Genomic DNA, 11,193 nt, shown 5'->3' on the forward strand with positions numbered 1-11,193 from the left:
GGCCGGATATATGGAAGCAATCCTGTCACTGTTAAAGGTTCACAATGTCTTGCAAACTGGGAGGAGACCATATATGCGTATTACGCACCATTAAAAAAGAGAAAGGATGTATTGTGACTAATTATGAACTAATTGATTCTGAAGATGCGTTGGAGGCAGCCTGTAAGCATTTTGCGCAACAGGCGGTTATCTGTGTGGATACGGAATTCTTTCGTGAGGTGACTTATTATCCTCAACTGGCATTGGTACAGATCGCTTGTGGTGAACGCACGGTCTGCATCGACCCGCTAGTGATTGATAATATTCAACCACTACTTGATCTGTTACTGAACCCCGATGTGCTTAAGGTGCTGCATTCATCAGGTCAGGATATGGAAGTGTTCCATTGCAGCTACAACATCCTGCCCACTCCGGTCTTTGATACTCAGATAGCTGCCAATAAGCTGGGTTACGGGGATCAGTTGAGCTATGCCGCATTGATTAAACAGTGTCTGGACATTGATGTTGATAAGTCACAGACGCGGACTAACTGGTTGCAACGACCACTGAGTCAACGGCAACTGGAATATGCTGCCAATGATGTCATCTATCTGGCGCAGTGTTTTCCAATAATTCATCAACAACTGAAGGAACAGAATTTACTCAAGGAATTGAACGGGGCATTTTCTGATATCAGTCATCCACAGCGTTTTGAAGTGCCCTATGAAAAGATGTGGCGTAAGGTCAAGGGACATCGTCATTTACCCAGAGAAGAACAGGTGCTGCTGAAATCATTGGCTGCATGGCGTGAGAAAGAGGCGCAGAAAATAGATCGCCCACGGCGGCATACACTATCAGATGAAGGTTTGATTGAGATTGTTAAACAGAGACCGCAGGATCGTGAACAACTGTTGGGTTTGCCGGCCTTGAAACGTTATGGGATCCTGGATGAATCCGTTAATGAGCTATTGGAATGTTTACAGAGTAACTAGTTTGTTATCCTCGCGTATGCGACGATTTTACGCATTAATAACCCCTTTTTTGCCACTGGGATTACATACCAATTTGATCCTCTTTAAATTGATAGTAGGAAAAATGGATGGTATGCAGTATATTTAGAATGTATATTAATCTATGATCTGTTTGGTAATCGATTAGGGGGTGTTCGGCGTGCGTGAGTATAGCGAAAAACGGGATTTTATTCGTATGGTGTTGGACTGTGAGTTGAGTTATTCAGTTCTGGATAGTAATGAACCTCATAATGGTAAGGCCTGTGACTTGAGTGGTAAGGGTATGCGTTTTATCTCGGGCACGAAATTTGAACAGGGAACGATGTTAGAGGTGCGCCTGAACCCGAAGGACTCCTTTGTGCCGGGTCTGCATGCCATTGTTAAGGTAATGCGGGTGATGCCGGACATTGATGGCGGTTATCAGGTTGGTGTCGAGATTTGTGAAATGAAATCCTGAGTATTCAGGTGTGGATGAAGAAACGGATCTTGAGGGTTTGCTGCAACGGTTGACCCAGGAGCTGTTGGCTCGGAGCCGGTACATGGCAGTGGCTGAATCTTGTACCGGTGGTTGGATCGCCAAATTAATTACTGATTTCCCTGGTAGTTCAGATTACTTTGATCGTGGTTTTGTCACCTATAGCAATCAGTCCAAGCAGGATATGTTGGATGTGAGTGCGACGACACTTGCTACACATGGTGCGGTGAGTGCTGAGGTGGTATGCGAGATGGTAACAGGCGTATTGGCGCATAGTTCGGCTGATATTGCGGTGGCGGTTAGCGGGATTGCCGGGCCGGGCGGGGGTTCAGAACAAAAGCCTGTGGGCACGGTCTATATTGCCTGGGGTGATGGGTTGGATGCGCCGACTTCTCAATGTTATCTATTTTCAGGTGATCGTGAGGCAGTGCGCAGGCAGGCGGTGGTGGCGGCGATTCAGGGTGTGACCGAACGTATTAGTCTTTAATTTACAAAAATGCCCAGCCAGCAAAGGGTTCGACTTCATCCCGATTCATAACAATAAGTTGATAGGCATTCGAGTTGAGTGAGTGATCTATCGTCGTATCCACAGATAGCTTTTGCAGGGTGTAGCCTAGTAAAGCCCTTCTTACCTCAATATCAATGCTACCTTGTTGTATGCCGTAATCCATTAATAAATTGAGCCTTTTCTTTTCATTGAGCCCAGGGTGGGGGCTGAGTCTCAGGGTGCTTGTTTCTACCCAGTCATCATCATAGGCAATACTAGATTCGGCTTCCTGTTCCAGCATCTTGGCGACATCAATTCTTGATAGTACAAAATCCCGAAAATCAAAGGTTTCCTCATTATAGGCTCTGATATGCCAGCGTAGGCCAGTGTTGATCAGGGAGTGAGGTTCGATGATGCGTGGGTCATCGCTATCGCGATCAGACAGAGAACGATAACGAATACTGAGTTTGCGTCGATGTTTTGCTGCCCGAATAACCTCAGCCAGTACTGCCTTGTCCGGCAGGCGTGCCGGTATTGGCAGGCTGTCGACAGCGACACCATAAAGTAATTTATCGCCATAGGGGCCCTCATTGGTGGGTAGATTGCTGGCAATCATGGGTAACACCCGTGTGGGGGAAAGGTCAGCTAAGGTTTGCTTGAAGCCTGGGCCGGGCACGAAACCAAAGACACTCTGTTTGTAGATAAGATTGTCAGGCGCGAGTTGATTGTAGAGTTTGATGTCTTTGGTGGCAGCGGCATCCGAGATGCCAAAGGTGTTGGCAACATCACCACGGCTTACCGTACCGGTATAAAAGGCTATGATCTCAATATATTGAAGTCGTTGCCGGGTATTCCATTTGAGGGCTTTTATATGAGTTTCTGGGGTATTCATAACAGCGTATTAGTATATGGCTTATAGCAATGTAATGCTATATACAATTTATTATAGGGTAATTAATATCTAGGTGATAAAAAGTATTGACATGATTAAATGTATGACCTATATTAACGCCATGCTGTTTTATATTGAACACAAATACTGAAGGGGAATACGATGGATGAGAACAAGAAAAAGGCACTGGGTGCTGCATTAGGCCAGATTGAGAAGCAGTTTGGTAAGGGTGCCGTGATGCGTATGGGAGATGTGAGTTTGATCAATGATGGCAATGTGATCTCAACCGGTTCGCTGGGGCTGGATGTTGCTCTGGGGATTGGTGGTTTGCCGCGTGGTCGTGTGATCGAGATCTATGGCCCGGAGTCCTCAGGTAAAACCACGCTGACCTTACAGGTGATTGCCGAGGCGCAGAAGCTGGGTGGCACGGCGGCGTTTGTTGATGCCGAGCACGCCTTGGACCCAGTCTATGCTGAAAAGCTGGGAGTGGATATTGATGAGCTGCTGGTGTCACAACCGGACACGGGTGAACAGGCGCTGGAAATCACTGATATGCTGGTGCGTTCCGGAGCGGTTGATATTGTTGTGATCGATTCCGTTGCTGCATTAACCCCGAAGGCGGAGATTGAGGGTGATATGGGTGATTCACACATGGGTCTACAGGCACGTTTGATGTCGCAGGCGCTGCGTAAATTGACCGGTAATATCAAGCGTTCTAATACCATGGTGATCTTTATTAATCAGATTCGTATGAAGATTGGCGTGATGTTTGGTAGCCCAGAGACCACAACAGGTGGTAATGCGCTCAAGTTTTATGCCTCGGTACGGATGGATATTCGTCGTATTGGTGCGATCAAGAGGGGTGATGAGATTGTCGGTAACGAGACCCGGGTTAAAGTGGTCAAGAACAAGATGGCTCCCCCCTTTAAGAAGGCAGAGTTCGAGATCCTGTATGGTTTGGGTATCTCGCGTGAGGGTGAGGTGATCGATCAGGGTGTGCAGGCGGGTCTGATTAATAAGGCAGGTTCCTGGTACAGTTACAAGGATGATCGTATTGGTCAGGGTAAAGAAAATGTACGTAATTTTCTTAAAGAAAATCCGGATATTATGGCTGATCTTGAGCAACAATTGCGTGACAGCCTATTGCCATCGAAGAAAGACAAGGGAGAAGATGTGGCCATGCTTGAGGAGGCCTAATTGGCGGTTTCCTGATATCGTCCCCTATGATGCAAATGATGGGGGTTTCTTGTTATAATTATAGGCTTGGGTGTGTGCGGGTGGAGATCGATCAGGAACAAGGTGGGGTAATCAAGGAAGCCTATCGGGTCGCGCTGGGTTTATTGGTCAGGCGTGAGCACAGTCGCCGTGAGCTAGAACGGAAGCTCATTAAGCGCGGTCATTATGCCGAGGCGATCAAGCAGGCTCTGGATCTTCTTATGGCAGAGGGTGCCTTGAGTGAGGATCGCTTTACCGATGCTTATGTGCGTATGCGGCGTGATCGTGGCTATGGGCCGTTGCGTATTCGTGTAGAATTACATGAACGAGGGATTGATGATAATCTGATAACGCATTACCTGAGTATCTATAAAGATGACTGGGGTTCGTGTCTTGAACAGGTTTATCAAAAACGTTTTGCCTGTCGACAGATTACAGATATAAAAGAACGTGCCCGCCAACAGCGTTTTTTGCAGTATCGGGGTTTTACCCATGAGCAGATTCGAGCGGTTCTAGGTTGATGGTTTGTTGGTGGTTTGTAGGGTGTGCACTGCGCACCATTGAAAAGAAACGGTAAAAAAGATTAAGAATATAATATGAAAAGTGCTGAACTTCGCCAGGTATTTCTGGATTTTTTCCATGCAAGGCAACATGAAATTGTACCTTCCAGCTCCTTAGTGCCGGGTAACGACCCCACCTTGCTGTTTACTAATGCGGGTATGGTTCCGTTCAAAAACCTGTTTCTGGGAGATGAAAAGCGTCATTATGTACGTGCGACGAGTTCCCAACGCTGTGTGCGTGCCGGTGGTAAACATAACGATCTGGAAAATGTTGGTTATACCGCACGTCACCATACCTTTTTTGAAATGTTGGGGAACTTCAGTTTTGGTGATTACTTCAAACGCGAAGCGATTCATTATGCCTGGGAGTTTCTCACTGAAGAACTGAAGCTGCCAGCAGAACGTCTGTGGATTACCGTATTCGAGGATGATGATGAGGCGGCTGACATCTGGTTGAAAGAGATTGGTGTTGATGCAGCACGTTTATCCCGCATTGGTGCCAAGGATAATTTCTGGTCAATGGGTGATACCGGTCCCTGTGGGCCTTGTTCCGAAATCTTTTATGATCATGGTGAGGCAGTACCCGGTGGCCCGCCAGGAACCCCGGAAGAAGATGGGGATCGTTATATCGAGATCTGGAATCTGGTGTTTATGCAATATGACCGGGATGCCAGTGGTAAGCTGAACCCTCTGCCCAAACCCTCGGTGGATACCGGCATGGGGTTGGAACGTCTTGCTGCTATCCTGCAAGGAGTACATAGCAACTACGAGATTGATCTGTTCCAGCATTTAATCAAGGCCGCCGCCAGTGTGACGCGCACCGACGATACCGATCATAAGTCACTACGTGTGATTGCTGATCATATTCGTTCTTGTGCCTTCCTTATTGTTGATGGTGTGTTGCCCGGCAATGAAGGACGCAGTTATGTATTGCGGCGCATTATTCGGCGTGCTGTTCGTCATGGTTATCGACTGGGTGTGGATCGGATATTCTTTTACAAATTAGTCGGGCCCTTGTGTGATGAGATGGGTGCGGCTTATCCTGAATTGGTGAACATGCGTACTGAGGTAGAAGATGCCTTAAGACGTGAAGAAGAACGTTTTGCCGAGACCTTGTCGCAGGGTATGAAGATCCTGGAAAATGACCTTGCCGAATTATCCGGTAGCGTTATCCCCGGAGATACTGTATTTAAACTTTATGATACCTATGGTTTTCCACTGGATCTGACGGCTGATATTGCGCGTGAAAAGGGGCTTACCCTGGATGAAGCCGGGTTTGAACGGGCAATGGAGGCACAGCGGGAACGTGCGCGTGCGGCGAGTCAATTTGGTATCGCTCAGGGGGTTGATCTCAAGATAGAGGGTGAGACGATATTTGTTGGTTATGAACACCTGGATGGTGATGCAAATATCGAAAAGATCTATTATGACGGTGCCTTTGTTGATGCTGTTGCCAATGGTCAGACAGCAATGATCGTTCTGGATAGTACGCCATTTTATGCAACATCGGGTGGTCAAGAAGGTGATCATGGCATTATTGATACGGCTGATGGTATTTTTGCGGTTAATGAGACCACTAAACTGAATGGTAAGATATTTATGCACGCGGGTATCCTGCAACAGGGCACACTCAGAGTGGGTGACAAAGTGCGCTGTCGTGTTGATATGGCTCGTCGTCAGGCCATTCGCCTGAATCACTCGGCGACTCATTTATTGCATGCAGCTTTGCGCAAGATCTTGGGTGAGCATGTGCAACAGAAGGGTTCTCTGGTTGATCCCGAACGCCTGCGTTTTGATTTTTCTCACTTTGAGGCAATGACACGGGAGCAGATATCCAAGATCGAACATCAGGTCAATGACTGGATACGCAGCAATGATGTGGTCAAAACTAATGTGATGAATATGGAGGATGCCGTGAAGTCCGGTGCCATGGCCCTGTTTGGTGAAAAATATAGTGATCAGGTCAGGGTGTTATCGATGGGTCAACACTCGGTTGAGCTGTGTGGTGGTACGCATGTGAGTAGTGCGGGTGATATTGGTTTGCTAAAAATAACATCTGAGTCGGGTATTGCATCAGGTATTCGCCGAATTGAAGCGGTCACCGGAGCGAATGCCTTGGCATGGCTGGATCAACGTGAACAACAACTGCAACAGGTAGCCGATCTATTAAAGTCAACTCCTGAGGTGGCAGTGGATAAGCTGGGTCAAATGCTGGAAAAAACTCGTGTTCTGGAGAAGGAGCTGGATCAGATCAAGACGCGGATGGCGAGTCAGCAAGGTCAGGATCTTACCTCACAGGCGGTGGATATTAATGGTGTGCAGGTACTGGCAGCACGTCTCGATGGTGTGGATGTCAAGGCGATGCGTACCACTATGGATCAGCTAAAGGATAAGCTGGGTCATGCCGTGGTCGTGCTGGGAATGGCAACCGATGCAGACAAGGTTAATTTGATTGCTGGCGTGAGTAAATCACTAACCAAACAGTTGAAAGCAGGTGATTTGATCAAGGTGGTAGCAGCCGAGGTGGGGGGCAAAGGAGGTGGTCGTCCGGATATGGCGCAGGCAGGTGGTGATCGGCCTGGATCCCTGGATGCTGCGCTGGCATTGGTACAAGATTGGGTGCGTACTCAATTACTATAAAGCTATTTTCGTGAAAAACGCTCAATGTTGATGATTATCATGGATTTTAACGTTTTTTTCTTCCATTTTGGAGCGTTTTAGTGTTTAATTTATCGCCTTTATTCGAGAAGTAACACATGGCTCTGATTGTTCAAAAATATGGTGGAACCTCTGTAGGCTCACCAGAGCGTATTGAAAATGTGGCTCGGCGGGTTGCGCGTTTCCGTGATCAGGGTGACGATGTGGTGGTTGTGGTCTCAGCCATGAGCGGAGAAACGAATCGCCTGTTGGCCTTGGCGGGTGAGTTGACCAGTAGCCCAGAGCCGCGTGAGTTGGATGTTCTGTTGTCTACCGGTGAACAGGTGACGATTGCTTTGTTGTGTATGGCGTTACAGCAAAGTGGTTATGCTGCGTTGTCTTATACCGGTGGACAGGTACACATCCTCACCGATAGTGCTCATAATAAGGCTCGTATTCGTGAGATTGATGATGCGCGTGTGCGTAAAGATCTTGATGCGGGCAAAGTTGTGGTCGTTGCTGGCTTTCAGGGGGTGGATGAGCATGGTAGTATTACTACCTTGGGGCGTGGTGGTTCAGATACCACGGCCGTTGCATTAGCTGCCGCACTGAAGGCCGATGAATGTCAGATTTATACCGATGTGGATGGTGTTTATACCACTGATCCGCGTGTGGTTCCAGAGGCACGTAAGCTGGATAAGATTACCTCGGAAGAAATGCTGGAGATGGCAAGTCTGGGTTCCAAGGTGTTACAGATACGTGCTGTTGAATTTGCAGGGAAATACAATGTTCCATTGCGGGTGTTGTCCTCTTTTGAAGAAGAAGGTGAGGGCACACTGATTACCTATGAGGAAGAGGCCGTGGAAGAGGCATTGATATCAGGTATTGCCTTTAATCGTGATGAGGCGAAATTAACTATTCTGGGTGTGCCAGATCAGCCCGGTATGGCCCACAAGATTTTAGGGCCTGTTGCCAGCACTAATATCGAGATTGATATGATTGTGCAAAATATGGCAGCAGATGGTAAGACCACCGATTTTACTTTTACCGTGCATCGTAATGATTACGATAAGGCTTTAGCGGTATTGCAGACTATTGCCAAAGAGCTCGGTGCAATGGGTGTGGTGGGTGATAATAAGATTGTGAAGATATCGCTGGTGGGTGTAGGTATGCGTTCACATGCCGGTATTGCAGCGAATATGTTTGAGGTGTTGGCGAAAGAAGGTATTAATATCCGGATGATATCGACCTCGGAGATCAAGATATCAGTGGTGGTGGATGAAAAATATCTTGAGCTGGGTGTACGTGCCTTGCATGAAGCCTTTGAGCTAGATAAGGTGAGCTAGTGTTTGATGTATTTAAAGCCATGATTATTGCATGGCTTTAAATAATAAATATAAAAACCAAAGGACAATCTTCATCTATAGTTATAGGGATGGAGAACGTTAAATTCATACGTATAAGGGAGAGTGTGGATAAGTCAGGGAGTTGTTTTAACTAAGCGAAGTAGAGAAAAGGAGAAAGGGGATGTTGATTTTAACCCGTCGAGTAGGTGAAACACTGATGATCGGTGATGATGTAACCGTAACAGTGTTGGGCGTAAAAGGTAATCAGGTACGTATTGGTGTGAATGCGCCTAAGGAAATTGATGTCCATCGTGAAGAAATTTACGAACGCATTAAACTGGAACGGCAACAACAGGAACAGGAAGCCTGAATTAAAATAAATGTAATATTTTTAACGAAAGTGACTTTACCTCAGACCGCAGCATCGGTATGCTACCCGCTGCGCGAAAGAGAGGTGGAGTAGACTTTTTTTTCGAGTATTTGGAGAGGTGGCCGAGTGGCCGAAGGCGCTCCCCTGCTAAGGGAGTATGGGTTAAAAGCTCATCGAGGGTTCGAATCCCTCCCTCTCCGCCATACCCATAAAAAGGCCCCGTTTTTTCGGGGCTTTTTTATTATCATATCTGTATTTACTGATTGACTTTACCCCCCCTTTTTAGCGATAATACGCCCGTTGTTAGCGCCCGTAGCTCAGCTGGATAGAGTACCTGGCTACGAACCAGGCGGTCGGGCGTTCGAATCGCTCCGGGCGCGCCAAACAATTCAAAGGCTTACGTTTTTACGTAGGCCTTTGTTATGTCTGAACGTGGGGTAAACGTAGAGTTTGTGTCTACGCTGTCCCATTGCCGTTCAATTCGTTGTGATTTTTCAGGAGCTCTGACCCGAATGGCACCCAGGGTTTGAAGTCCAACGGTACGAAAACGTACGCTAAGATGCTGATGCCATGCGCTGGCTTATTACAGTCCCAGCTCACTATGCGAACCAAGACGAACAAGTTGTAATACCTCGTCACTTGGTTTTCGATAGATTAACACCAGGTCGGGTTTAACATGACAATCTCGATAATCTTTCCATTCACCGGTTAATGCATGATCTCGATGCTTTTCAGCAAGCGGTTCATTTTTGATTAATGTATTAAGCACTTCAGTCAATTCTGATTGCAGTGTCGTACGATGCTGGCTCTTTGTCTCTCGCTTGTAGTCACGCTTGAATTGACCGGTTCTTTCAATCCTCACTCTTCAAGTCAGCCATAAGATCATCGGCATTATTGAAAGACACCAATTTTCCACGGCGAGCTTCTTTCATAGCCTGGATAGTTTCTTTGTTGGGAACCAATGGTTCAAAAGGCAATGCTTTTTCTCTGGCAATGCGAGTTAACATCATTCTAAAGGCATCTGATACGGTTAGCCCCATTGTGGCCAGCACGGTGGCGGCCTCTTCTTTGATGTGCTCATTAATACGAGCGCGAACTACTGCGTTTTCAGCCATGATTTAATCCCCCAATATCTTGAGCTACATTGTAGCCCATTTTATAGAAAGGTGCACTACAATATAAATAACCTATCATTTGATAGACTATTTTTTAATCCATTTAATGTACCCCCATATCCAGACATCCCAGACAACGTGTCTGCATACTCCGATAAATGCTCAGGTGCAAGGTGGGCATAACGCTGAACCATTCGCACGTCAGACCACCCTCCCAGCTCCTGTAAGACATAGAGCGGTATCCCATTCAGATCTGCGTGAATCCCATGCGACCTTTCGAGTTAAATCAACTTGTGACCACTCTAAGCCCGTTACATTGCCCTCACGCAGGCCAGTGGATAGCGAAAACCTGACGGTTGCAACCAGATGGTCGGGCAACTTTAGTCTTACCAATAATATGGTTTAAGTATTGGTTTTTTGTTTGTGGGAATTTTTTCATCAAGTTGTGCTTCTTGACACTCCTGATCGAGAATATGATTTCTAGTCCAATCAACATGCTGGCTTAAGCTTTTATTTGTTGGACGATAATGTTTACCTATTGGCTTTGCTCTTGGGATAATAAGTCCCAGAGTAATATTAGGTTTATCTTTTTTAATTAGTTTAAGAGGCAATTCAAGGTCTGAGTCATTAGAAACTAATATTTGTTGGATATTACTTTCATTTATTGCGTCTCTATACATATGCAATGCTATATTTACGTCAGTTTGTTTTTTTTCAAACTTCCATATTTCTACACGATCATTTTTGTCTATGGGTTTTTTATAGCGGGGTGGAAAGCCTGCTTCTACTGTATGATAACCCTCAATTATTTCTATATTATCGCTGTAAATATATTTAAGTGCTCTATGATATGAATTTTGAGCTTTTGAGGATTCTTGACCGTGGGAGGAAAAATTAGCTTTTACAGGAGCCGTAAAATATTTTATTTTGATAATTTTAGAAGATGGGTTTTGTATTTTTATAATTGCTTGAAATAGCTTGAAAGGATCAAGCCATTTGAAATTAGTATTTCTTAAGTAAGCGCTCAACCAACAACGCTCTTGCTCAACGAAGGCTTATCTGATCCTGCGTAACACTACCCGGCAACAAAGCCTCAATATCTTCTAC

Annotated in this window: 12 protein-coding genes and 2 tRNA genes; 10 read left to right on the forward strand and 4 right to left on the reverse strand. The window is 46.1% G+C overall.

The window, feature by feature from the left end:
• The first annotated feature begins 113 nt into the window (after positions 1–113).
• From GXP22_06715 to GXP22_06725, 3 genes are all read left to right on the forward strand, one after another.
• Entirely contained in the window at positions 114–971 is an 858-nt protein-coding gene (locus tag GXP22_06715) for a ribonuclease D (protein ID NOX09165.1), read from the forward strand.
• Positions 972–1,149: 178 nt separating this feature from the next.
• Positions 1,150–1,446: a PilZ domain-containing protein gene (locus tag GXP22_06720; protein NOX09166.1), complete on the forward strand. Its 297-nt coding sequence runs from the start codon at positions 1,150–1,152 to the stop codon at positions 1,444–1,446.
• 82 nt (positions 1,447–1,528) lie between these two features.
• Positions 1,529–1,951: a nicotinamide-nucleotide amidohydrolase family protein gene (locus GXP22_06725; protein NOX09167.1), complete on the forward strand. Its 423-nt coding sequence runs from the start codon at positions 1,529–1,531 to the stop codon at positions 1,949–1,951.
• A 1-nt stretch (position 1,952) separates the two neighbouring features.
• Here the strand turns inward: GXP22_06725 and GXP22_06730 are convergent, their stop codons facing one another.
• Complete coding sequence (locus GXP22_06730; GenBank protein NOX09168.1) at positions 1,953–2,843, reverse strand: WYL domain-containing protein; 891 nt, start codon at positions 2,841–2,843, stop codon at positions 1,953–1,955.
• Between the two features lie 162 nt (positions 2,844–3,005).
• On the opposite strand from GXP22_06730, the gene recA reads away from it, so the two are divergent.
• The 7 genes from recA (at position 3,006) to GXP22_06765 (ending at position 9,354) form a co-directional block, all read left to right on the forward strand.
• A complete protein-coding gene (gene recA, locus GXP22_06735) occupies positions 3,006–4,040 on the forward strand; it encodes a recombinase RecA (protein NOX09169.1) in 1,035 nt (344 codons plus the stop codon).
• 38 nt (positions 4,041–4,078) lie between these two features.
• Complete coding sequence (locus GXP22_06740; protein NOX09170.1) at positions 4,079–4,579, forward strand: regulatory protein RecX; 501 nt, start codon at positions 4,079–4,081, stop codon at positions 4,577–4,579.
• A gap of 75 nt (positions 4,580–4,654) precedes the next feature.
• Positions 4,655–7,258 (forward strand): alanine--tRNA ligase, encoded by a 2,604-nt coding sequence (alaS, locus tag GXP22_06745; protein ID NOX09171.1) that lies wholly within the window; start codon positions 4,655–4,657, stop codon positions 7,256–7,258.
• 116 nt (positions 7,259–7,374) lie between these two features.
• Positions 7,375–8,601 (forward strand): aspartate kinase, encoded by a 1,227-nt coding sequence (locus tag GXP22_06750; GenBank protein ID NOX09172.1) that lies wholly within the window; start codon positions 7,375–7,377, stop codon positions 8,599–8,601.
• Positions 8,602–8,782: 181 nt separating this feature from the next.
• The gene (csrA, locus tag GXP22_06755; GenBank protein ID NOX09173.1) at positions 8,783–8,971 is read left to right on the forward strand and encodes a carbon storage regulator CsrA; all 189 of its coding nucleotides are present in this window, start codon (positions 8,783–8,785) and stop codon (positions 8,969–8,971) included.
• Positions 8,972–9,083: 112 nt separating this feature from the next.
• A tRNA-Ser gene (locus GXP22_06760) sits at positions 9,084–9,174 on the forward strand.
• Positions 9,175–9,277: 103 nt separating this feature from the next.
• Positions 9,278–9,354: transfer RNA gene (locus tag GXP22_06765), tRNA-Arg, on the forward strand.
• Between the two features lie 200 nt (positions 9,355–9,554).
• On the opposite strand, the gene GXP22_06770 is transcribed toward GXP22_06765, so the two are convergent.
• The 3 genes from GXP22_06770 to GXP22_06780 form a co-directional block, all read right to left on the reverse strand.
• On the reverse strand, positions 9,555–9,833 hold the full coding sequence (locus tag GXP22_06770; GenBank protein NOX09174.1) for a type II toxin-antitoxin system YafQ family toxin: 279 nt from the start codon (positions 9,831–9,833) through the stop codon (positions 9,555–9,557).
• A complete protein-coding gene (locus tag GXP22_06775) occupies positions 9,823–10,086 on the reverse strand; it encodes a type II toxin-antitoxin system RelB/DinJ family antitoxin (GenBank protein ID NOX09175.1) in 264 nt (87 codons plus the stop codon). Before GXP22_06775 ends, GXP22_06770 begins: the two co-directional genes overlap by 11 nt.
• A gap of 386 nt (positions 10,087–10,472) precedes the next feature.
• Positions 10,473–11,114, reverse strand: coding sequence for an NYN domain-containing protein (locus GXP22_06780; GenBank protein NOX09176.1), 642 nt, complete (start codon positions 11,112–11,114; stop codon positions 10,473–10,475).
• Between the last annotated feature and the right edge of the window lie 79 nt (positions 11,115–11,193).

This window comes from Gammaproteobacteria bacterium, assembly GCA_013151035.1.
Classification (GTDB): Bacteria; Pseudomonadota; Gammaproteobacteria; order JAADJB01; family JAADJB01; genus JAADJB01.

Bases quoted from the DNA above. Each gene is read 5' to 3' on its own strand.
- GXP22_06725 (NOX09167.1), top strand. From the start codon at position 1,529: ATGGCAGTGGCTGAATCTTGTACCGGTGGTTGGATCGCCAAATTAATT.
- GXP22_06730 (NOX09168.1), bottom strand. From the start codon at position 2,843: ATGAATACCCCAGAAACTCATATAAAAGCCCTCAAATGGAATACCCGG.
- recA (NOX09169.1), top strand. From the start codon at position 3,006: ATGGATGAGAACAAGAAAAAGGCACTGGGTGCTGCATTAGGCCAGATT.
- GXP22_06740 (NOX09170.1), top strand. From the start codon at position 4,079: ATGGGGGTTTCTTGTTATAATTATAGGCTTGGGTGTGTGCGGGTGGAG.
- alaS (NOX09171.1), top strand. From the start codon at position 4,655: ATGAAAAGTGCTGAACTTCGCCAGGTATTTCTGGATTTTTTCCATGCA.
- GXP22_06750 (NOX09172.1), top strand. From the start codon at position 7,375: ATGGCTCTGATTGTTCAAAAATATGGTGGAACCTCTGTAGGCTCACCA.
- csrA (NOX09173.1), top strand. From the start codon at position 8,783: ATGTTGATTTTAACCCGTCGAGTAGGTGAAACACTGATGATCGGTGAT.
- GXP22_06775 (NOX09175.1), bottom strand. From the start codon at position 10,086: ATGGCTGAAAACGCAGTAGTTCGCGCTCGTATTAATGAGCACATCAAA.